Origin of the sequence: Mycolicibacterium brisbanense (assembly GCF_001570425.1) — a bacterium.
Classification (GTDB): Bacteria; Actinomycetota; Actinomycetes; order Mycobacteriales; family Mycobacteriaceae; genus Mycobacterium; species Mycobacterium brisbanense.
This window is the reverse complement of record NZ_BCSX01000028.1, coordinates 222,873-246,661: the sequence shown is the minus strand read 5'-3', so window position 1 is coordinate 246,661 and position 23,789 is coordinate 222,873. Positions and strand designations below refer to the sequence as shown.

The 23,789-nt window shown below is 67.3% G+C and carries 14 protein-coding genes; 7 read left to right on the top strand and 7 right to left on the bottom strand.

Features of this window, described 5'->3' with window-relative positions; translation table 11 throughout:
* From RMCB_RS36355 to RMCB_RS17590, 3 genes are all read left to right on the top strand, one after another.
* The coding region (locus tag RMCB_RS36355; protein ID WP_206779460.1) for a hypothetical protein at window positions 1–201 on the top strand (201 nt) is incomplete at its 5' end.
* Window positions 202–254: 53 nt separating this feature from the next.
* Window positions 255–7,664, top strand: a complete 7,410-nt coding sequence (locus tag RMCB_RS17595; protein WP_267887329.1) for an ATP-binding protein — start codon at window positions 255–257, stop codon at window positions 7,662–7,664.
* Window positions 7,665–7,686: 22 nt separating this feature from the next.
* Window positions 7,687–8,616 carry a TIGR03560 family F420-dependent LLM class oxidoreductase gene (locus RMCB_RS17590; protein ID WP_029366887.1) on the top strand — a complete coding sequence of 310 codons (930 nt, stop codon included), beginning with the start codon at window positions 7,687–7,689 and terminating at the stop codon, window positions 8,614–8,616.
* Between the two features lie 74 nt (window positions 8,617–8,690).
* Here the strand turns inward: RMCB_RS17590 and RMCB_RS17585 are convergent, their stop codons facing one another.
* Both RMCB_RS17585 and RMCB_RS17580 read right to left on the bottom strand, forming a co-directional pair.
* Entirely contained in the window at window positions 8,691–9,086 is a 396-nt protein-coding gene (locus RMCB_RS17585; protein ID WP_063979633.1) for a hypothetical protein, read from the bottom strand.
* Between the two features lie 34 nt (window positions 9,087–9,120).
* Complete coding sequence (locus RMCB_RS17580; protein ID WP_165606298.1) at window positions 9,121–10,671, bottom strand: APC family permease; 1,551 nt, start codon at window positions 10,669–10,671, stop codon at window positions 9,121–9,123.
* Window positions 10,672–10,855: 184 nt separating this feature from the next.
* Here RMCB_RS17580 and RMCB_RS17575 point away from each other — a divergent pair, with 184 nt between their 5' ends.
* The 3 genes from RMCB_RS17575 (at window position 10,856) to RMCB_RS17565 (ending at window position 14,442) form a co-directional block, all read left to right on the top strand.
* The gene (locus tag RMCB_RS17575; RefSeq protein ID WP_062829816.1) at window positions 10,856–11,467 is read left to right on the top strand and encodes a TetR/AcrR family transcriptional regulator; all 612 of its coding nucleotides are present in this window, start codon (window positions 10,856–10,858) and stop codon (window positions 11,465–11,467) included.
* A gap of 84 nt (window positions 11,468–11,551) precedes the next feature.
* A complete protein-coding gene (locus RMCB_RS17570) occupies window positions 11,552–12,769 on the top strand; it encodes a Glu/Leu/Phe/Val dehydrogenase dimerization domain-containing protein (RefSeq protein ID WP_062829786.1) in 1,218 nt (405 codons plus the stop codon).
* A gap of 41 nt (window positions 12,770–12,810) precedes the next feature.
* On the top strand, window positions 12,811–14,442 hold the full coding sequence (locus tag RMCB_RS17565) for a thiamine pyrophosphate-binding protein (protein ID WP_062829785.1): 1,632 nt from the start codon (window positions 12,811–12,813) through the stop codon (window positions 14,440–14,442).
* Between the two features lie 6 nt (window positions 14,443–14,448).
* Here the strand turns inward: RMCB_RS17565 and RMCB_RS17560 are convergent, their stop codons facing one another.
* The 5 genes from RMCB_RS17560 to RMCB_RS17540 form a co-directional block, all read right to left on the bottom strand.
* On the bottom strand, window positions 14,449–16,320 hold the full coding sequence (locus tag RMCB_RS17560) for an Hsp70 family protein (RefSeq protein WP_062829784.1): 1,872 nt from the start codon (window positions 16,318–16,320) through the stop codon (window positions 14,449–14,451).
* Window positions 16,321–16,361: 41 nt separating this feature from the next.
* On the bottom strand, window positions 16,362–17,855 hold the full coding sequence (locus RMCB_RS17555; protein WP_062829783.1) for a dynamin family protein: 1,494 nt from the start codon (window positions 17,853–17,855) through the stop codon (window positions 16,362–16,364).
* Entirely contained in the window at window positions 17,852–19,699 is a 1,848-nt protein-coding gene (iniA, locus tag RMCB_RS17550; protein ID WP_062829782.1) for an isoniazid-induced dynamin-like GTPase IniA, read from the bottom strand. The genes RMCB_RS17555 and iniA overlap by 4 nt, the downstream gene beginning before the upstream one ends.
* A gap of 82 nt (window positions 19,700–19,781) precedes the next feature.
* A complete protein-coding gene (locus RMCB_RS17545) occupies window positions 19,782–20,888 on the bottom strand; it encodes an IniB N-terminal domain-containing protein (protein WP_029366878.1) in 1,107 nt (368 codons plus the stop codon).
* 302 nt (window positions 20,889–21,190) lie between these two features.
* Window positions 21,191–21,715 (bottom strand): Rv0340 family IniB-related protein, encoded by a 525-nt coding sequence (locus RMCB_RS17540; protein ID WP_029366877.1) that lies wholly within the window; start codon window positions 21,713–21,715, stop codon window positions 21,191–21,193.
* 227 nt (window positions 21,716–21,942) lie between these two features.
* On the opposite strand from RMCB_RS17540, the gene RMCB_RS17535 reads away from it, so the two are divergent.
* Window positions 21,943–23,784, top strand: coding sequence for an Hsp70 family protein (locus RMCB_RS17535; protein WP_062829781.1), 1,842 nt, complete (start codon window positions 21,943–21,945; stop codon window positions 23,782–23,784).
* The last annotated feature ends 5 nt before the right edge of the window (window positions 23,785–23,789 follow it).

Below are 23,789 nucleotides of genomic sequence, written 5' to 3'. Positions count from 1 at the left end.
AGGACCGTTTCCCGGTCCATCACCGCGTTCGCAAGCATGTTCGAATTCTACCGCCACCACCCGACACCCCAACCAGTTATCCACAACCCACACTTCATCCACAGGCCTTACGCCACAACAGGATTCCCCGATGCCAAGAAGAGTTGGGTGTGGTTCAATCGTCCCGGGTTCGCCGCCCGGCAAGCCTTTACTCGACCTTGACCGCATGTTGAAACGTCACACCGACGATGTCAGGTGTGAGTACGCTTCCATCGGTGGAACTGGAGGTTTTGGGACCTCTCCAGGTTCGAAAAGACGGTGCGCCCGTCCTCATACCGGGCGCGAAGCCGCGCGCGATACTCACGATGCTTGGGTTGCACGGCGGCTCGGTGGTCCCCGCCACCACGTTGATCGAGTTGCTGTGGGGCGACGCACCACCGCGAACCGCCGTCAAAGCCCTGCAGACCCACATCTCGTCGTTGCGACACGCGCTCGGCGACGGATTCGTCCTGACCGAGGGAACCGGATGGCGCCTGAGCGCCGCCGAAGTTGATGCCTCACGCTACAAGCGGGCAGCCGGGCTGGGCCGCGCCGCAGCTGCCTCCGGCGACACCAGCAGTGCGGTGGCTCGGTTCGGCGAGGCAGTGGCGCTGTGGCGGGGAGTCCCAGAGCTTCCCGACGGCCGGCGCGGAACGTCAGAGAAGACACGCTGGGCTGAAGGCCACGCCGCACTGATCGAAGATCGGGCAGACGCGCTGCTCACGAGCGGCAGGGCGGCGGAGATCATCGGCGAACTTGAAGCCGCGGTGGCGGACGCACCCCTACGCGAAAGGCGTTGGGGACAGCTCATGCTCGCCCTGTACCGTGCCGGCAGGCAGGGTGAGGCGCTGGGCGCGTACCGACGCGCCCGCACGCTGCTGGCGGACGAGTTGGGAATCGACCCGAGTCCCGAGCTTCGACGTCTCGAGGCCGCGATCGTCGCGCAGGACGACGCACTCGATCTCCCTGCGGCACAACATGTTCCCGCCGTGACACGCGCCGTGACCTTCCTGCTCACCGACATCGAGGGGTCGACCGCCGCATGGGAGGCCGACGCCGACGCCATGGCGGTGGCGCTCGCCCGCCACGATGAGCTCATCGAACAGGTCATCACATCGCGCGGCGGTCGGTTGATCAAGACGCGCGGCGAGGGCGACGCGACATTCTCGGTCTTCGACCGCCCGTCAGCGGCCGCGTCAGCCGCCATCGAGCTGCAAGAAGCAATCCTCCAGGAGCCGTGGGCGCTGGCGGAACCCATGCGTATCCGCGTCGCCGTGCACACCGGCGAGGCAGAACTCCGCGATGGGGACTACTTCGGTCGATCGGTCAACCGCGCTGCCCGGCTACGATCCCTGGCCACGGGTGGCCAGATCCTGTGTTCCGGTGCGACAGCCGAACTCGTGATCGATTCCCTCTCCGACGACGTTGCGCTCGTGGATCTGGGGACGAGGCAACTGAAGAACCTGGCACGCCCCGAGCACGTTTACGAAATTCGCCTCGACACCCACGACTATGCACCGCCCCCAAGCACTCCCCCGATCGCTCGACCCGAATTGCCCGCCGTACTCACCGGATCCGGCCCCTTCGTCGGTCGCGAGTCCGAGCTCAGCCATCTCACGTCCGCCTGGCAAGCCACGCTCACAGGCGGCACCCGAGCAGTGCTGATCGCCGGCGAACCCGGTGTGGGCAAGACTCGACTGGCCGGCGAATGGTCTTGCCGGGCATACCAAGAAGGTGCCGTCGTGCTGTACGGTCGGTGCGACGAGGACCTCGGCGCGCCGTACCAGCCGTTCGCGGAATCGCTGCGCGTGCTTGTGCCGTGCGTCGGGGGCAGCCGGCTGCGGGGCCTGCGCGGCGTCGAAGCGTTGCTGCCATTGGTTCCTGGACTGCTCGACGTGCTGCCGGATCTGGCCGCACCGACGCCAACCGACCCGGACACCGAACGCTACGCACTGTTCGACGCCGTCGTCGCTCTCCTCGAAATCGCCTCTGCGGCAGCACCCATCGTGCTGGTTCTCGACGACCTGCACTGGGCCGCCAAACCCACGCTGCTGCTGTTGCGGCACGTCCTACGGTTCGGCGAACACGCCCGCGTCCAAGTTGTCGGTACGTACCGCAGCACCGATCTCGACCGTTCACATCCGCTCGCGGCGATGCTTGCCGATCTCAATCGCGACGGATTCGCCGGTCGCATTCAGCTCAGCGGTCTGGGGGCCGACGACGTGACCGAATACGTCGCCGAGGCCGGTTACGACGACGGAGAACTGGCCAGGGCGTTGGCGTCGGTCACCGGGGGTAATCCGTTCTTTCTCATCGAAGCTCTGCGTCACGTCGGCGAAAGCGGTGGCCGCTGGGACCCGAGCACGCTGCCGCAAGGCGTACGAGAAGCCGTGAGCCGCAGGCTGTCCCGACTTTCCGCAGGCACCAACCAAGCACTTTCCGCCGCTGCGGTCGTCGGCAGCCGGTTTGCCGTGGACCTGGTGGAGCAGGTGGTCGGCCGCGAACTGGTCGATGCGTTCGACGAAGCGTGCGCGGCAGGCATCGTCATCGAGGAGCCCGGTGGACGCTACCGGTTCAACCACGCCATCGTCCGTCAGTCGCTCTTGGCCGAATTGGCGTCCGTCCGGCGCATGCGGCTGCACCAGCGCATTGCCACCACCCTGGAGAACGCACCCGGCGTCGACGATCAGCGCCTGGCCGAACTGGCACACCACTACTTCGAATGCGCCTGGGCTGGAAACGCATTCAAGGCCGTCGAATATTGTCGACGGGCCGCCGACCAGGCCATGACCCGGCTCGCCTACGAAGGCGCTGCCGAACTCTACGATCATGCCCTGCACGCTCTCGAAGAGCTCGATGACGAGCTGCCGGACCGCGACGACCAGCGCGCCGAACTACTGGTTGCGCGCTGCGAGGCACTGTTGGCCGCGGGTGACGTCGCGTCGGCGGTAAGCGCAGTCTCCCAACTCCAAGCGGCGACCCACGATTCAGCGCGTCTCTCGGCGTGGGCGACGTGCTTCGAGGGACAGCTGATGATGCAGATCCACCCCGAACGACTCGATGATCTCGAAGTCGCGTTGAACAGAGCCGCCGAGCAGTTGGCCGAATTGGACGATGGGGCAGGAGAAGCCAAGGCCCACACCGTGCGCGCCGCGTGCCTCGCCCGGCTCGGCCGGATCGGCGACTGCGAAACCGCATTGGACCGCGCGCTTTCGGTCGCTCGGCGCGCACGAGAACACCGGATGGTGAACAACGTGCTGGTGGGAGCGCCCCTCGCGGCGCTCTGGGGTCCGAATCCGGTACCGCGCGCGGGCGGACGCTGTCTTGACGTCGTGCGGCTGTTGCGGATCACCACCGACTCACCTGCGGTAGAAGCCATATCGACGCGGTGCCAAGCCGTGTTGGAGGCGTACCGCGGGCGCCCCGGCGCGGCACGACGCATGATCGACTCGGCTCGCCGAACGGTCACCGAACTGGGCTTGCGGCATGCGGCCTTGGAGGTTGAACACTTCGCCGGCATCATCGAACTGATTCTCGACGATCCGGCGGCCGCCGAACTCCGTCTACGCCTGGCGTACAAGGGCTTTCGCCGGATCGGACTCGACGCCGATACGGCTGAGACTGCTGCACTGTTGGGGCGGGCATGCCTGGCGCTCGATCGCGACGCCGAAGCCGACGAACTGTGTACAGAGAGTGAGCATCGCGCAGGCCACGCGTTGAAGGCGTCGATAGCCTGGCGCGTCCTCAGGGCACAACTGCTTTCCCGCAGCAACGACCACGCGGAGGCACGCCGAGTCGCCGAGGCGGCCGTGGCCCTGGCCGAACGGACCGACGCGTTGGTCGATCATGGCGACGCCTGCCTCGCACCTGTCTCTATGCTGAACGCCGCCGGCGACGCGGCGGGCGCGCGGTCTGCGGCACAGCGTGCAGCGGACCTCTACGGGCGCAAAGGCGCTGCAGCCCTTGCCGAGAAGGCACGTCACATTCTCGGCGGCGCCGTCGGTACTACTACGCCGGTTCTACCTGAGCTACCGAGCATCAAGCTCGATACCTCGTGTGTCCGAGCTGGCGAGCGCGTGCTGGCGACTGCCGACCGCGGGGCATGGGACCAGTTCGAGCAACTGTTCGCGGCCACGGCCACTGTCGAAAGTCGTCGCAAGATCGTCGGTTTCGCGCCGGTCGACGTGCCTTCGGACTGGGTGCACCAGAACCGACTCAACCTCGAGACCGGGGGCATGCGCGTCACCGCGACGGTCATCGCCACTCGAGGTGAGCGCCTGGCCCTTTCCCGATTGAGAGTGGGCACCGCCGACGTGAGCGCTGGGGCACCTGAGGACGAATTTCTCCAGGTGTTTGGCATCGACGACGCAGGCCGAATCGCTCTGCAGATATGGTTCGACCTCGACGACATGGATGCCGCGCTCACCGAGCTCGACTCGCTGCACGCTGAGTTCGGGGCACAGCATGCCCGAACGTCGCTGGAAAACAAGGCGACTCGCGCCGATGATCAGTTGATCAAGTTGCTTGGCGATGATCGAATCGAAGAGACAGGCACGTTGTTCATCGATGACGTCCGGATTGATGACAGACGGCAGAGTGCGCGCAGTGAGAACAACGACCGCACGACGGCAGTCGACTACGTTCGCGCAGCGATGGGTGCCCTGACGACAAAATCAACTCTGGCCGTGCGAGGGGACCTCCTGTGCCTCAATCGACTTCGCTTCGAAGATCGGGCCGCTCGGCCATCGACGTTCGGCGTCGAAGCGCTCGAGGTAACCCAGGTCGATACCCGAGGGTTGCTGGTTGCAAAGGCTGTGTTCGATCCCGACGACTTCGATGCGGCCTTGGCAGAACTCGACGCGCGATTCCTCGCGGGCGAAGCGAGTCCCCATGCGCACACGTGGTCCGTAGTCCTACGGAACTACGCCGCAGCGAATAGCCAAGAACTCCACTTGACCTCGAACTGCGTGAACATCGACCACCGACGAGCAAGAGCGTTCGCGCCCGGCGAAGTCGTCGCATATATGCACGCCACCTGGGACGTCGCACCCGATGTCAGGGGCTATGTCGAGACCGTCCATCGGCTCAACGACCTTGGCGCGGTCATCACCCATGTGGTCCACGGCACCTCCCGAACAGGCTTTCACGCAGAGTGGCGCGAGGTCATCCTTCTCATGTTCGATGGCGAACAGGTTGACCGTGCCGAGCTGTTCGACGAGGCCGATCTCGGCGCTGCGCTTGCGCAATTCGACGCACTCACCCGGCCGACGCCGAAGTTGGAAAACACAGCGAGCCGCCTGCACGACAAGTTCAACGCGCACCTCCTGGCGCGGGACTGGGATTCCATGGCTGAGATGATCGCCGAGGATGTGTGGAACGACGATCGCCGCAAGGTGGTGAGTAGCGGCATCCAACGCGGCCGAGATACCCAGCTGGCAAGCTTGCGGGCAGCCATCGCCGTGGGCGTCGAGGTGATCGAGTCAGTCGTCATCGCGACCCGCGGCGAGTACCTCGCGCTCCTACGGGTGCGCGTGTCCGGAGGCGACGTGCCGAATGCCTTCGCCCTCGAGATGCTGAGCGTTGTGGAAATTGACTCTGCCGGCTTGATCGCGGGCGGTGTCCTCTTCGACGTCGACGACTTCGATGCTGCCGTAGCAGAATTGGACGCCCGCTATCGTGCCGGGGAAGCTGCCCAGTACGCGCACACGTGGTCGATCATCGCCGACGCGTACGCCACACTCAATCGTCACGAGCTTCCTGCAACGACGGTGATGGGGATCGATACCGATCATCGACCAGTGGTCACCATCGAAGCCGGTGGCCTGGGAGCGTCGCTCCACGCCATCTGGAACATCACATCGCAGGCCACCATCTACATCGAGGCGATACATGAGTTGAGCAGCTTGGGCGCCGTCGTCACTCATGTCGCACGTGGAACTTCGCAGCAAGGATTCGACGCCGAGTGGCGCGACGTTTGTTTACTGACGATCGACGGCGACCGGCTGAGTCGAATCGAGCTGTTCGACGAGGCCGATCTCGGTGCTGCGCTTGCGCAGTTCGACCAACTCACCCGGCCGACACCAAAGTTGGAAAACGCGGCAACCCGTACCTACGAGCGCATCAAGGACTGCTACACCAGCGGCAACTGGGCCGCGCTGGCCGAGATGCTGGCTGAGAATGTCTCCAACGACGACCGTCGCCTGGTGGTCAACGCCGGCGTCCAATGCGGGCGCGATGCCGTGATCAGTGAGATGTCGGGCATCGCCGGGGTTGGAGTCACGAATTGGACGTCGCACACCGTCGCGGTCCGTGGCGATCGCATGGTGCTCAATCGTGCACGAGCATCGAGCGGCGAAGTACCGGAGGCGTTCCACGCCGACGTCCTCGACGTGGTCGAAACGGATGCCGACGGACAGGTTGTGGCGCGCGTCGTGTTCGATCCCGACGACGTCGACGCGGCTTACGCCGAACTCGATGCCCGTTATCTCGCCGGTGAGGCGGCGCCGTTCGCGCGGACCTGGTCGGCCATCATGGCTGCATACGCCGCATTCAACCGCCACGAACTCGCCGCGACGACACCTGGCTGGGTGAACATCGACAACCGTCGTGGAGCGGGTTTCCAGCCTGGCGACATGATCAGTTATATCCAAGCCGCATGGGAGGATTCGCCTGACACCAAGATCCACATCGTTGCGGTGCATCGGCTGAGTGCCCTCGGTGGAGTAGTCACCCATGTGGCGCAAGGGATCTCACAGGGCGGCTTCCACGCAGAGTGGCGGGACATCCACATCCTGATGGTCGACGGCGACATGATCAGCCACTCCGAACTCTTCGACGAGGCCGACCTCGACACTGCGTTGAGGAGGTTCGACGAACTTCAGCCGGCGACCGGGCATCTTCACAACACCGCAAGCGACATGTACGCGCGCTTCCATGAGTGTTTTGCTGACTCAGATCTGGCCGCGATCGCGGCCATGCTGGCCGAAGACTTCTACGGTGACGATCGTCGTCACCTCGTGGGCTCCGGAATTCGGCTCGGTCGGGAAGCCGCGATCCAGGACGCCCGCGCGATCATCGACCTCGGCGTCAGCATCACGGCAACCACCGTCATTGCGACGCGCGGTGATCGCCTGGTGCTCAGGCGCTCGCAATACGCAGACCAACGGGCCGCTGCGTTTGGCGTATACGTCCTCGAAGTCGTCGGCCTGGACCGCGACGAGCGAATCGCCGCGGTAATCACCTTCGATCCCGATGACCTCGACGCGGCTTACGCCGAACTCGATGCCCGTTATCTCGCCGGCGAGGCGGCGCCGTTCGCGCGGACCTGGTCGGCCATCATGGCGGGCTACGCCGCGATCGCCTTCGCTCCCGGTGAGCAGACCTCGTACATCCAGGCGACCTGGGACGTCACGCCCCGGGCCGAGGCACACGTCGAGGCCGTCCATCGCCTGAACGAATACGGCGCGCTCGTCACACAGGCGGTACACGGGACGTCACCGGAGGGCTTCGACGCCGAATGGCGTGAGATCGCGCTGCTCACGCTCGCCGGTGATCTGATCAATCGCTGCGAACTGTTCGACGAAGCCGACCTCGACGCCGCGCTGGCCCGGTTCGACGAGCTCGGTCACGAAGCGTCGCCGAGGTGAGATCCCCGATACTCTGGCGCCCATGGACTTCCGTGTGTTCGTCGAACCCCAGCAAGGCGCTACGTACTCCGATCAGCTCGCTGTCGCCCGCGCCGCCGAAGCGCTGAATTACTCGGCGTTCTTCCGGTCGGACCACTACCTGGCGATGAGCGGCGACGGCCTGCCGGGTCCGACCGACTCCTGGGTGACGCTGGCGGGCATCGCCCGCGAGACGTCGACCATCCGGCTCGGCACCATGGTCACCTCGGCGACCTTCCGCCACCCCGGTCCACTGGCCATCTCCGTCGCGCAGGTCGACGAAATGAGCGGTGGCCGTGTCGAATTGGGTATCGGGGCAGGATGGTTCGAAGCCGAGCACCAGGCCTACGCCATCCCGTTCCCGCCGCTGGGCGAACGGTTCGACCGGCTCACCGAACAGCTGCGCATCATCACCGGCATGTGGGACACCCCGGTCGGGGACAAGTTCGACTTCGACGGCAAGCACTACACCGTCGTCGACTCACCGGCCCTGCCCAAGCCCACGCAGTCGCATCCGCCGATCATCATCGGAGGCGGCGGCCCCAAGCGCACGCCTGCGCTGGCCGCCGAATTCGCCGCCGAGTTCAACATCCCCTTCGTCCCTCTCGACGTCCTCACGGCGCAGTTCGCCCGGGTCGCCGACGCGGTTGCCGCTGCGGGGAGAGCCCCCGACTCGCTGACCTACTCCGCGGCGTTCGTGCTGTGTGCGGGGCGCACCGACGCCGAGATCGCCACCCGAGCCGCCGCGATCAACCGCGAAGTCGATGAGCTTCGCAGTAATTCGCCGCTGGTCGGGACGCCCGCGGAGATCGTCGACAAGCTGGCGCCGTTCCTCGAAGCGGGCGTGCAACGGGTCTACCTGCAGATGCTCGACATGGCCGATCTCGATCACATCGAGCTGTTCTCCACCGAGGTCATCCGCCAATTGAACTGATAGGGGCAAGACCAGGTAGCGCGATTATCATCGGACCCCGTGACCGCCAAGGACGACGACGACCGGGCTCATGATCAGCCCTGGCACCATTCGACCTCGGCGGTCGCGGGTGCGAGCGCCGTGGCGCTTGGCGTCATCGCCCTACTGGTATGGGCGGTGGTGAGCTTGACCAGCAACGCCAACAGCCCGGAAGAGGCACCCACCCAATTCGTCGACCCGACATTTTCCTCGTCGGCGCCGGCGGCTTCGACGACGACCACGACCGCCACGATCACGACCACCCCACCGGTGAGCACCTCCGAGATCATGGGACCGTCGGACACCGCAACCACGTCGGGTTCGGACACCTCGTCATCGAGCGACACGTCGTCGACCGGGCCGTCGACCACGGGGCAGCTCCCCACCACCCGGACCCATGCGGGCGACGCCGGTACCAGCCGTCCCCGGGTGCGGACGAACGTGACGCGCACGCTCTATCCGCTGCCCGGGAACTGAGGCCGCCGATCACCCCAGCGGGTCGTCCACCGCTTGGAGCGTGCGGTCTGCGCGTCGCATTTCTCGCTGCCCGATCAGGTAGAACCCGATCCCCATGGCGATGAACAGGCCCATCGGAATCAATTGGCCCAGTTCGTAACCCAGGCGGTCGCCGGCGAATCCGGCAGGCAGCGCGTCATCGGGGGTGCCGGGAGAGCCGAAGAGACCGAGGCCGGCGCCCGGGTAGAGCAGCTGAACGAGGGTGAAGATGACCACGAGTGTGGCTGCCGCTGAACACAGATACCGGCCGACGGTACCTCCCGGGATGCGGAACGGCCGATTGGCGTCAGGGTATTTGCGGTCCAGAACCATCAGCGCCGGGAACATCACCAGGTAGGCCACCATGGTCATCGAGATGGCCAGATTGAGCCCGACGCTGAAGTATTTGCCGATATCACCGGACGTGAAGTTCAGCGCCGCAACCATAACGACGGTCGCGAGGATTCCGGCCAAGACGTTGATGCGCACCGGGGTGCCGAACCGCTCCGAGATCTGGCCCAGCCATGCGGGACCGCTGCCGTCCGAGCACGCGGTGGCCTGAGCGCGGCTCTCCCCGATCGCCCAGCTCACTCCGCTGGTGAAGAGCGCGATGATGACGCCTGCGGCGCAGATGACGCCGATAACCTCACCCGCACCGGTCAATTCGACGGTGCCGTCGGGACCGACGTGGCCTCCGTAGATGGTGAAGACGAGTTTGGCTGCGTCGAGAAAGCCGCTCAAGTGGCTCACCTGGTCGCGCGGCAGGACCACCAGAATCGCCACCACCGGGGCGGCGACCATCAGGAACGCGGCCAGCCCGGAGCGCATGACACCGAGCGGGATGGTGCGTTGCGGGGCTTCCATTTCCTCGGCGGCCGCCGAGGAGACCTCGAACCCGACGAAAGTGAACACGATCAGCGGTGCGAGAGCGAGGAACCCCAGATACGACGGGGAGAAGTCCGATGCGGTGAGCGGTTGCACTCCGTGGATGACGCCGTAGACCACCGTCGACACGAAGAAGAATCCGAGCAGGACGATGCGTGCCACCGCACCGGCGATGGGCACCCAGCGACCGGCTTCGAGTGAGACGGACACGGCCAGCACACCCGCCCAGACGAAAGCCAGGCCAAAGACATACGTCCATGCCCCGGGCAGGGGATGGATGAAGGTTTGGAAGGTCGCCAATGCCACCACCGCCAAAGCACCGCCGACCCACACCGGGTTGGACAGCCAGTACACGAACTGGGCGACGGATGCCACGCCGCGCCCGAATGCCATACGTACCCAGGTGTATTGGCCGCCCTCGAGGGGGAAGGTCGAACTCAGTTCGCTGACGATCAACCCGTAGGGCACGAAGAACACCACCGAGAAGACGAGTAGCCAGGCGAACGCCTCGGGCCCTGACGCCGCAAGGGCGCCGATGGTGTCCAGACCGACCAGCGAACACAGCAACAGGAAAAAGACGTCGAACCGGCGGAGCCCTTGCCGCAGCCGCCCTTTGGGACGCTCGATCTCTGGCTCTTCGATGATTTGTTGCGTCAAAGCGGTTTCTCCTGGTTCTGCCACTGTCCCTACGTGTCGAAGCGGACCGGATGTGCGAGGACCCACAACGACTGACTGTTCACTCAGTAAGCAGGTAGACTGTGCGGCGCGCGTCACAATTTGTCAAGAGCGCGTGCGCCATCACTGCGCCACCTGCGCAGATGAGGCCGGGTACGGTGCCGATGTGGTCCGATCACAGAAACAGTCCCCTGGCCGCGCCGACGACATCGTGGCCACGACCATCGAGTTCATCACCGAGAACGGCGTCGGACAGCTTCGCACCGTCGACATCGCCAAACGCCTCGGCGTGAGCACGGGCCTGATCTTCTACCACTTCGAGACGCTGGCAAATCTGGTTGAACACGCGTTCGCCGTTGCCGCCGAACGCGATCTGACCCAACTCCGCAACACGCTCGACAGCGTCGCCACCCAGCCGGTGCTCGACCGACTGCGCGCGGTCTTGCATCACTATGGGCCCACCGGGAACGCGCTCGGCTGGCGACTGTGGATCGAGTCGTGGTCAGCCGGCCTGCACGACGAGAACTTGCGAAAAGTCGTCAAGGACATGGATTCACAGTGGCGCCAGACCGTGGCTATGCTCATCGCGGAAGGCGTCGGTTCGGGCGAATTCCACACCCCGGATCCGCACGGGGCGGCCTGGCGCCTCACGCTGCTGCTCGACGGCCTGGCCGTCCAGTCCGTCGCCCTCGGCGGAGCGGTGACCACGGAGGAGATTCACCGCTGGACCGAGGACGCCCTGCGCAACGAACTCGGACTGCCCACCACATCCGCATAGCGCGGCGACGATCCACTCCAGACTTGACGTGACCTGACCCACTCTCCATACTGACTGCCTAGTCAGTCACTTTTGGGGAGTCTCATGTCTCTTTCTTTGCCCAACGCCATCGGTTCGGTCGAGCAGGCCGACGACTCGCCTGTCTTCGAGGCGATCTGGACGGACCCGGTCACCGGCGCCCGCGGATATCTGGTGCTCGATCGGCTGGTACGCGGCATCAGCAGCGGCGGCCTGCGGATGCGCAAAGGCTGCTCGCTGGACGAGGTCCGTGGACTGGCCCGCGGTATGACCCTCAAAGAGGCCATTCACTACGAAGAGGCCGCCCGCTACGTTCCGCTGGGCGGCGCCAAGGGCGGTATCGACTTCGAACCCTCCGATCCGGCGGCCGAGTCGGTGCTCTACCGCTACCTCGAAGCGATGAAACCCCTCATCGAGCAGCGCTGGACCATGGGCGAGGACTTCGGCGTTCGCCAGGAGACCGTCGACAAGTGCATTGCCCAGCTCGGTCTCGGCAGCTCGGTGGATGCGGCCTACCGGCACCTCGACGATCCCGACGAGGCGCAGGCCCGGATGCGGGTCGCGTTCGGCACGGACGTCGACGGCGTCAAGCTCGATGAGCTGGTCGGGGGCTACGGCGTCGCCGAAGCGGCTCTGGCTGCGATGGAGTTGCACGGTCTGCGCCCCGATGCCTCCACGGCGTTCATCCAGGGGTTCGGGTCGATGGGCGGGGCGACCGCCCGGTACCTGCAGCGCGCTGGGGTGCGGGTGGTCGGCATCGCCGACGTGCACGGCGTCGTCGCCAACCCGAACGGACTCGACGTCGAGCGGCTGCTGCTGACGCGCACCCCCAGCGGCGGCGTCAACCGCGCAGAGCTGGGCCCGGACGACGTCGAACTGCCCGGTGACCGCTGGCTGTCGGTCGCGGCCGACGTACTGGTCCCCGCGGCCACGTCGTACTGCATCAACGCCACCAACCAGCACGAGGTGACGGCCAAACTGATCGTCGAGGCTGCCAACATGCCGGTCACCCCGGACGCCGAGACCGACCTCGCCGCGCGCGGAATCGTGATCGTGCCCGACTTCGTGGCCAATTCGGCGACCAACGCGTGGTGGTGGTGGGTACTGTTCGGCGACATCGACGGAAGTGCCGAGCAATCGTTCGCCAAGATCTCGACGCGGCTGCGCGAGTTGAGCAGCGAGATGTTCGCGTTGGCCGCCGCTGACAAGATCACCGCGCGCGCCGCCGCGTACACCATGGCCACCGACCGGCTCGATAAGCTGACCACCACTTACCCCAGTTAGCCTGCGGCCCAACGACATCACGTATACCCCCGGAAGGACCCATGAGCACTGACACCGAAGCCACGACCGCGCCTGTCGGACAGCGCCGCAGCGGCGGCCAAGCTCTGGTCGACGCGTTGACCCTGCACGGCGTCGACGTGGTCTTCGGCATTCCGGGGACACACAACCTGCCGGTGTACGCCGCCCTGGGCGCCACGGGCATCCGGCACGTGCTGACGCGCCACGAACAGGGTGCAGGCTATGCCGCCGACGGCTACGCCCGGGTCAGCGGGAAACCCGGGGTGGTGGTGACGACCACCGGCCCGGCAATCCTCAACGCCGCAGCCGCTGCGGCCCAGGCGTATTCGGACTCCGTGCCGGTCCTGTTCATCGCACCGGGCCTGCCGCTGCACCACCCCAGCCTGGGCAACGGGTATCTCCACGAGGTCAAAGACCAGCTCCGCGCAATGGATTCGATCGTCGGGCATGCACAACGCGTGACCACGGTCGAAGAGATACCGTTGGCGGTCGCGCAGTGCTTCGCCGCGATGACCAGTGCGCGTCCCCGGCCCGCGTACCTGGAAATCCCGCTGGACCTCCTTGATCACGAGGCCACCACGGCGCTGGTGCCGCCCTACGCCCGTCGCCCGGGTCGCCCGGATCAGGAGTCGATCCGGTCAGCGGCACAGCTTTTGGACGCCGCTGAGCACCCATTGCTGATCGTCGGCGGCGGGGCGTCGGGCGCGGCCGCCGAAGTCCGTGAATTCGCCGAGGCATTGCAGGCGCCGGTTATCACCACCGCGAACGGCAAAGGTGTTCTGCCCGAGACACATCCGTTGTCGTTGGGCGCCGGGGTGCATCATCCCACCGTCAAACAGTTGGTCGCCGCCAGCGACGTGATCGTGGCGGTCGGCACCGAACTGGCCCCGTCCGACTGGTGGTGGGGACCGATATCGCAGCAGAGCACCGTGATTCGCATCGACATCGATCCCACGGCCGCGGCGACAAACATCTCCCCCGCCGTCGCTCTGATCGGTGACGCCGCCGAGACGCTCGCCGCCGTGCTCGCCGGCCTCACCGCCCCGGGGCGCGCTGATCGCGGCGAATCTTCAGCGCAGTGGCGGCGATTGCTCCGGCAGGACGCTCAGCGCGAAGGCAGCGCCTACCTCGAGCTGTGTGCCGCGTTGGACGCCGCGCTCGACGACAGCGCCCTCATCGCCGCCGACAGCGCGATGGCCTGCTACTACGGTGCGCTGTCCAATCTTCCGCTGCACCGGCCGCGGTCCTTTCTCTATCCGACCGGGGTGGGCACCCTCGGCTACGGACTACCGGCGGCGATCGGCGCGAAAATCGCTGCGCCACAACGCAAAGTGGTCGCGCTGCTGGGCGACGGCGGTGTCATGTTCACCGTCGCCGAACTCGCGGCTGCCGCGCAGGCCGGCTTGGCCATACCCGTCGTCATCGTCGACAACGGAGGCTACGGCGAGATCCGTAACGAGATGGCCGACCGCGGCGACACCGTGCACGCGGTCGATCTGGCCAGTCCCGACTTCGCCGCCCTGGCCCGATCACTCGGCTGCTACGGGACCACCATCGAGTCCCCCGCGCTGTTGACCGATGCGGTCGAGGCCGCACTCAACGCCGACCGGCCCACGCTGATCCACCTTCGGGTCACGGAAACTGCCGCCGTCTAGCAGCGTTTAGGGCGTAGGCACGGCCGAGGTCGTCGGCTCCGTCGAATGCGACGGCTTCGGCGGCGAGCTGGGCGCAGCCGTCGGCTCGGGCGCCTGAGTGTGCGTCGGCTCGGGCGGTGGCGGCACGGTGTGGGTATGCGTCGGCTCGGGTGTCGGGGTTTGGGTCGGTTCCGGCGTCGGCGTAGGCGTGTGCGTCGGCGGCGGGGGCGAGAACGTCGGGATCGGCAACTGCGGTAGCTGCGGAACCGGTAACTGCGGCAGCGGAAGCGCCGGAATCGGGAACTGCGGGATGGGCGGCAGCTCGGGGGCCGGTGGCACCGCGGCCGGTGCGGGGATGTCCGCCGGAGCCGGGTCCGCGGCCGGGGGTAGAGCCGGGCCGGGAGCGGCCTGCGGCGCCGCAGCCGCTGGGACCTGCTGACGCTGCACCGAATACGGCGCGGACGACGGCGACACCGCGGGAGCGGGCCCGGGTACCCCCGGATCCTGCACGACGACGGTGCGGGTCGGCGGGGCCGCACCGACCTGCGCCAGTGGAGCTTCAGCCGGCGCGAGCCCGGGTGCCGCCGGACCACTGGCAGGCGTGGCGTCCATCTTGTCGGCGTGAGCCGACAGCAGCAGCCCGGCGGTGCCGACGACCGTGAGCAGCGCCGCGGCGCACACCACGATGCCGCGGTACCACGGCGTGCGGGAAGCCGCGGCGGGCTCACGCGGTGCCTCGGCGAACACGAACGCGGGCCGCGCGGAATCCTCAGACACCGACTCGGGCACGTAGTCCATGACCTCGGCCGCCGGGTCGCTGACCGACCACGCCAGCGCGGCCGGCGCCTGCGATGCAGCAGCCACCGTGCCGGTCGTCGATGCGGGCGCGAAGGGGGCAGCCGTCACCGCCCGCGTCGCCGCCGTCTCGGCCTCGCCGCGGCGGGCCAGCAGACCCGCGCCGATCGCGGTCACCACCTGAGCCTGCGCAACGGTGGTCACCGACATCCGGAAGGCTTCCGAAAGCCGCTGCGTCACAAGGGGAATCCGCGCCGTCCCACCAACGGTGACCAGCGCGGCCAGCTGTGCCGGGTGCACGCCGGTGCGCCGCAGCAGATCATGCAGCGCCTCGATCACCCCGCCCAGCGGCGCATCGACCACCGCCTCGAGCTCGGCGCGCGTGAGGCGCAGCATCCTTCCCGGCGCCGGGCCGGGCAACCCGGTCGCAGCCTCGTAGCTCAACCGTTCCTTGGCGGCCCGCGATTCCTCACGCAGCCGGGACAGTGCAGCGACGGCCGCCGTGCCCGAGGCATCGGCGTCGAGGCTGGCCAGCACGTGCCGCAGAAGCTCCTGATCGACGAGATCGCCGGAGAAGTCGTCGTAGCGCACGGTCTGTCCGATCGGCGCGAAGCGCGCACTCGCATCGGCGAGCGTGAGGCTCGTTCCGGTGGCCCCGAAATCGACGAGGGCGACAACGCCACGGGCCGGCAGCCCGGGATGCGCCTGCATCGCCGTCAGCGCTGCGACGGCGTCGGAAACCACCCGTACCCCGGGCATCGCGGCGCGGGCCGCATCGAACGCTGCCGGGCCCCAATAGGCGGGCACCGCCACGACAGTGCGCTCCGGTCGCTGCGCCGGACTGGCTACCCGGGTGAGCGATTCCACCGCGGCGGCCAGCAATTGCTCGCCGCGATGAGCTGAGCCGTCGGCAGCCAGCAACGGAACCGGGTCACCGACCCGCTCCACGAAACCGGTGATGACAAGTCCGTCTCCGCCCAAGACGCCGACCTCAGGCATGCGGTCCCGGAACAGGGTCAGCACGCTACGCCGCACGATCGGCGCCTGGTCAGCAACCGCTGTCAGGTTGGCCGCACCAACCGACAACCCCAGGCAACCACGCATACCTTCTATGTCGGTCGAGGGCCCCGATTCGTTAGTCGCGGTCAGCGGTTGCGGGCTGAATATTCGGCAACCAACGCCTCGGCGCTGCGGACCGCGGCCCGGCACGCGCGGGTGGTGAACGGGTCGTTGAGCGGATGCTCGGCCCGCCGGCGCCAGCGCTGCGCGGCCGCGAACGCCGCGCGGGGCCCGTCGTAAGGCGTATCGGGTTGCAGACCGAGCCGGCTCGCGGCATCGGTGCCCGATCCTCCGATGATGCGTCGCAGCGACGCCATCTCGTCGTCGTTGAGCGTCGTCGGGCGCCCGCGCAGCTGGCTGAGCAGCCGCAGTTCCTCGAACGCGTGCGTGTCCGCGAGCAGCGGATCGATGTCGGCCAGGATGTAGGGCGTCGCGTAGATCGGGTTGTGCTGCACAAACTGCCGCAGCGACAGCAGCGCGGTGTGCGCCTTGAGCAGATCGGAGCGCTGCGCGAACTGCTGGTCGATGACATCGCGCAACGCGACCAGGCCACTGCGCTCGAGCAATTCGTCGGCCAGCGCCACCGAGTCGGTGATGCCTGCGCGCAGCACCGCGATGGAGATCCTGATGCCGAACATGCCGAACCGCTCGAGCAGCGCCGCGCGCGTCGCGGCGTCCACCGGCAGTGAACTGTCCTCGCGCACAAAGCGATCCACCGACAGCATGGCCTTGTTGATCTCGGCGGCGTCGACCCCGGCGAGCTTCTCCAGCGCGACGAACTCGCTCTGGCGCAACGTGCGGGCGGTCAGCGCGAGCAACCCCGACACGGGCACCACGGCCTGGCAGATGCCGGTCTTGTCCATCTCGGCGGTGAACCGTTTGGCGACGTCCTTGGCCGACATCATCGCGTCGATGCGACCGGCGCCGATCTCGTCGGCCCGCGATGCCACCCCGATCACACCGAGCGCACCCGACGAACCGCCGACCAGCTCACCGATCTGCTTGAGCAGGGCAATGTCGGCGGCGTTGAGGGTGCGCAGCAGGAACACCACCGCGTCGACGCGCGGCACCCCGTCTTCGGGCACCAGCAGCCGATGTGTGCGTTCGGAGACGTCACGCGACAGCGACGATGTGCCCGGGGTGTCGATGATCGTGGTGTCGATCAGCTCGGCCGCGGGCCATTCGACGTCGAGGTCGACCACGTCGACGGGATCGAGGGCGGAAAAACTGAACGTCAGGCCCCGGTCGTGGGGGTCGCGTGCGATCGGCACGTTGGACCGCCTGCCCCCGCGGTGGTTGGCCGTCACCTTCGGGGTGGGGCCGTGCCGGAACCACGTGACGATGCGCGTCGCCTCGGTGGCGTCGGTGGGTGCGATGTCCTCGCCCACCAGCGCGTTCACCAGCGTGGACTTGCCCGCCTTGAGCGTGCCCGCCAGCGCGATGCGGATGGGCTGGTTGAGCCGGCGCCCGATCCGGTCGAGCTCGTTGTGCACGTCGGGTCGGTCACGGTACGCCGGGTCACCCCGGTACGCCTGGATGGTGCCGCTCAGAATCGTCCGTACCTGATCGCTCGTGCTCACGCGGCCAGGTTCCCCGCATGCTGAACCACTTGCTTGAGGATGTTGAGCTGACGCTCCAGTTCGGCCACCCGGGCGTTGCGCTCGTTCTCTTCGACCTTGGCCGCCGCGAGGGTGGCCTGCAGGGATTCGTTGAGCGAACGGTTGGTCTGGTTGGCCACGTCGCGGTAGTGATCGCGCAGCTGACGCTGGATGGCCTTGAGCCGGTCACGGGATTCCTTGCCCACCACGAACGCGACGTCGTCGACGAACTTGCGCACGTTGGCCTTGGCTTCGCCGCGGACCCGCAGCATCCGGTTCTCCATGTCCTCCTTGTAAGCCTTGCGGCCCAACAGGAGTCCCGCACCCAGCGACAGCGGGTTGAACATGCCGAGGCCGGCGAACGAGGTGATCATGCCGAACATCAGGACGCCGCCGTAGGAACCGCGCATACCGGTGACGAGCTTGTGGCCAGCCCGGATTGGCCCGGCCTCCAGTTTCTGCACTGAGCTGAATTCCCCGAAACCAGCGCCCATTTCGCGCGCGTCGATCTGAGGAAGGGCCACTGCGTCAAGGCCCGCCTTGGTGAAGGTGTCGGCCACCTCGGCGGCCAGCGCCTCGGCCCGCTGGTAGGCCCACACGAAGTTGTCGCCGACCGCGGTGGCCACCGCGTCCTCGAGCTCAGCACCGATCTCGGCCCAGTGCGCCGTGGGGTCGACCTTGTCGAGCATCTTCTCGGTGTGCGCGCTGATGGTCCGGAACCGTTGCCGCAGATCGTGATCCACGTCTGCGGTGAGATCGGCGATACCGTCGTTGAGCACCTGCTGCCACAGCGCGCTCTGTGCGAGGGCGTCCTGCGCCTCCTGCTTGCGCCGCTCCAGCTCGCTCGTCAGTTGTGCACGGACCTCCGGATCGTTGATCGCGGCCAGCTCGCTTTCCACCGCCAGCATCAAATGTTCTGCAGCGGAACGGATGTCGTCGACCACCTGATCGCGGATGCGGTCGTTCTCGCGGGACAGCACCCGTTCGGAGAGGAAGTTGACGATCGCCGGAAAGTTGGACTCCTCGTTGAGTTCCTTGTCGTTGAGCTGGATGGCATGGCTGCGCAGCACACTCGACACCGGCGTCACCGAGACGTTCAGCCCGGCGCGTTGCAGGTGGGCGGTGTTGGCGGCGACGATGTCCCGCCAATGTGGGTACAGATCGGTCTTGGTCGCGACAATCGTTGCCACCGGGCATATTTCGAGTGCCTGACGGATGAACCTGAGCTCGGTCTCGGTGAATTCCTGGCTGGTGTCGCTGACCATCAGCATCGCGTCGGCGTCAGGGAGCAGGCCCAGTGTCGCCGACAGGTGCGGCTGCCCGTGTCCACCCACGCCCGGGGTGTCGATGAACGCCAGGCCGCCCTGCAGCAGGGGGCTCGGTGCGGTCACCTCGACCCGCAACACCTGCCGCCCGCCTGCCTGCGGGGCCCGGCGCAGATCGTTGCGCAGTTCACCCGGCGGGATGTCGATGAGTTCGGGTTCCGCCCCGTCGGGCCGTGCCACCACCAGCCGGGCCGACGGCTGTTCACCGTAGGACACCATGGTGGCCAGCACCGTGCTCTCGTCGTCGCCGACCCGGGCCACCGGCATGTTCAGCAGCGAGTTGAGCAGCTGACTCTTGCCCTGTTTGAGCTGGCCGGCGATGACCACCCGAATATGCGGGTCGCTGATGCGCGCCTTGGCGCGGGCCAGGCTCTCCACGAGATCACCGCGATCTCTAGCACCGGCGATCCTGCTGGTGTGGTCGATCAGCTCGACGATCACCGCGATTGGTCTGGCCGGCCCGCCGGCCGGTGCCCTGCGGGGGTCATTCGGTTGCGTCATTCGCGAGTCCTCCGGCCTCTAACGGTAAACGGCGAACTGGCGGGGACCCTTGGGGTCCCCGCCAGTAGCGGTGCTGTTCCGATCAGAAGCCGTGGAACCCGGCGTGCGGGTCGACGGTGTTGTGGCTGGCCACATCGTTGGTGGTCGACACGTTGGTGTGCAGGCCACCGACCTGGTGCACCGAGTCGTCGGTCACGGAGCTGTGCACCGAGCTGTCGCTGTGCACCGTGCTGGTGTTGCCCACCGAGCTGTCGTGCACCGACTGGTCGGACAGCGAGGTGTGGGTCGACGACGCGGTGTGCACCGATGAGTCGATCGAGCTGGTGTTGCCGCTGCCGATGTCGTGACCCGCGGTGGTCTGGTTGCCGCCCACTGCGTGGCTGTCGTTGCTGGTCACGATGATCGAGCCGGCGTTGCCGCCGTCGCCGGCGTTGGCGTGGCCGCCGCTGCCGCCGATGTTGAGCAGGCCACCGCCGCTGCCGCTGGCGCTGGCGCCGCCGCCATGGCCGCCGCTCATGTCGTTGCCGCTGATGACCGGACCGTCGTTGCCGGAGATGATCTGACCGCCTGCGTGCTGCGAGCTGTCCGAGATCTCGTTGCCCTGGCCGACGGCGACGTGCGAGCCGGAGCCGGCCCAGACATCGCCGTTGTTGACGGTGTTGCCGTGGCCGAGAACGGCGCCGTCACCGGTGACGATAGGGCCGCTGGAGTGTCCGGTGTTGACCACACCGCCGTTGGTGGCGGTGTTGGTGGTCGTGGTCTTGTCACCGAGGGTGATGTCACCGAAGCCCAGGTTGAACGCACCCTGCTGGGCGTTGGCGCCCGCGTCCTGGTTGGGGCTCATGATCGGCACGTTGTTGTGGCTGGCCAGGTCGGTCGAGTTGCCGCTCAGCAGTGAGGTGTCGGTCTGCGGAGCGAAGGTCGGCTGCGACGTGAACGCCGTCTGCGGGGAGAACGGCGAGGCGATGCTGTGGTAGTCGGCCACGGCGCGCTGCAGGCCGTAGACCGGGTCGCCGTTGCCGAGGGCGATGCCGGCGGGAGCGGCGGTGGCGGCCACCGAGGCCAGCTGCGCGGCGGTCACGTTCGGCAGGCCGGCGTCACGCAGAGCGCCTTCCGGGTCGGCCACGTAGGCCGCGGCAGCGGCGGGGCTGCGGAACAGGTCCATGATGAAGTCGATCAGAGTGGTCATCTCGGTACTGCCTTTCGTTGGGTCTTGACTGAGGTTCTGGTTCTCGTTCCGGGGTGTCCCGGCGAACTGGTGACAACGTTATGGGCCGCGCAAGCCCCCGGAAACGGGGCCGGATCCCCTCCCGTCCGCAGGTCCACCGGGGGTACCCCATGGGGACCCATTAGGGGATTAGGGGATCGCTAGGGGTTCCTGAAGCAAATATGGTCAATCGCTGAGAGAACGCCATCTATGCACGTCAACGTCAAAAAAGCGCACAACCGAGGGGTTGTGCGCTAATTCGCTACGGTTAGATGCGTCGGCGTTCAGCTGAACAGATCGAAGCCGGCCCCACCATCGTCGTGGTGGTGATCGTCCACTGCGGGGGGCGCCCACTCGCTACCGAAGTCGGCGTGGGTGGCCGGTGCGTCATCGATGACGGGGTTGCTGAACTGCAGCGATGAATCGTCCAGCGACTGCTGGCTGAGCCCGCTGTCGGTGAAGTAGTCGTCGAGAGCCGCGGGCGCGATGTGATCGGGCTGGGTGATCACCTGGTCCACGATGTGCCCGGTGTCGGCGGGCGTGGCCGCGGCGGGCACATGGTCGCCGAAGGCGTCGAACGCTGCGGTGGCCGCCCCGCTTGCCCAGACGTTGCCCGCGGGTTCGGTGCCGAACCCCTCGCCTCCGGTCAGTGATTCGGACACCACCGGGATGAGATTGTTGACATCGACGCTGGTCACACCGGTCAGGTGGGCATCAGAAATGGCTTGCGACGGGTCGGCGGCATAACGGGCGGCCGCGTCGGGATCACGCACGAGTGACATGACAAAGTCGAGTAGCGAATTCGCCATGACACCTTCCTTACCCTCTTGTGACCATCTCGGACCCGTCTCGTGACGGCTGTCATCGATGCTATCCACCAGTGGCGTCACTGGGATCGGTGTCCAACCCACCCCCTTGGCGGTTCAATTAGGGGGTCGGCCGTTAGGGGATTCTGGCGACTAGGGGATGGATCCTCGACACCAGGGGGCCAGCCGCTATCGTGGGGACGGCCCCGACAACACAGGAGTGACGCCTGATGACCGACGCACTGGGGTTGTCGATCGGGACAACCAACTTGGTGGCTGCCCGCGAGGGCCGTCCGCCGGTCGTTCGCCGATCGATCCTCACGCTCTTCTCCGATCGGGCTCCAGAGGTCGGCGAATACGGCGGTCAGGGCCTGGCCCTGACGGGGTTCGTCGAGCGGGTGGGCGATCCGGTGCCGATCGTCGCCGCCGACGGTTCCCAGCACCGTGGTGAGCTCGCGCTGGCCGAGGCCCTCGACGCCATGGCCCGCGCCGCCGGCGGCGGTTCACCGGTCACGATCGCGGTCCCCGCGTACTGGGGACCCGCCACGGTCGGGGCGTTGCGCGGCGCCCTGCGCGGCAGGCCCGCACTGGCTCCCGACGGTGTCCCCGCCGAACTCGTCCCGGATTCCCTGGCCGCACTCGCGGCGTTGCGCGCGGGTCCCGGCCTGCCCACCGAAGGCGTCGTGGTGCTGTGCGACCTCGGCGGCAGCGGTACCAGCGTGACACTCGCCGACGCAGGGGCCGGTCTGACCCAGATCGGCCAGACCGTGCGGTATCCGGACTTCTCCGGCGACCAGGTGGATCAGGCGCTGCTCAACCACGTGCTCAGCGGTGTCGCCGCTGCCGGCAACGCCGACCCGGCCGGTACCGCTGCGGTCGGCTCGCTGGCCCGGCTGCGCTCCGATTGCCGCCAGGCCAAGGAGCGTTTGTCTGCCGACACCGTCGCCGTCATACCGACCGAGCTCCCCGGGTTCACCTCCGATGTCCGGGTCACGCGCTCCGAGCTCGAGCAGCTCGTCGCCGGGCCGCTCACCGGGCTGCTGAACAGCGTGGCAGATACGTTGCAGCGCAACAACATTGCGTTGTCCAGCGTGACTGCGGTGGCGACGGTCGGCGGCTCGGCAGCCATTCCGCTGGTCACCCAGCGCCTGTCGGAGCAACTGCGAGCGCCGGTCGTCACGTCGCCGCAGCCGCAACTCACCGCCGCGGCGGGCGCGGCGCTGGTGGCCGACGTCGTCGCCGACGCGGGTGCCCCGACCGGCATGGCCCCCGGCATCGTCGCTGCCGACGCCCCGACCGGCATGGCACCCGGCATCAACCCCGCGGACGCCCCGACCGGCATGGCGCCGAGCGCATGGGCCGTGGGCGCGGCCGGCGCTGCCGCGGCCGAGTCCGCGGCCGACGGAGCCGCATCGGCGACGTTCCGCTCGCTCGCGTGGTCGCAGGACGACGACGCTCCCACCGACGAACCCGTGCCCTACGCCGGGCCCGACTACAACTACAACTACGAGAGCGGCGGGACGGGCCCCACCTCCGCTCGCCCGCAGATGGCTTTCGCCCACGAAGAAGAGGCGTTCGAGGCCGAGCCCGGACCACTGCCCTGGTACAAGCGGCCGGTGATCCTGTTCGCGGCAGCCGCTGCCGCGGTCCTGCTCGCGGCGGGGGGGCTCGCGGTGACGCTGACCAGCTCGTCGGGCGATTCGACACCGGTGACCGAGACCAGCACCACGGTGTCGATGTTGCCGCCGGTCACCACGGTCACCGTCGGGCCTGACGGCCAGGGAACCACCACCGTCATCACCCCCACGACCGTCATCACCCAGACGCACACGTCGACCGACACCCCCACATCGGGCACCACGACCACCGAGCCCACCACCACAACCACAAGCCCGACCACGACAACCACCACGACGACGACCACAACGACGCCGACGACGACCACCACCACGCAACCGACCACCACCCAGCCCACGACTACTCAGCCGACGACAACACAACCGACCACCACCAAGCCGCCGACCACGACACAACCGCCGGTCACCACGACCGCGGCCGGCGGCGGCGCCTAGCCGGT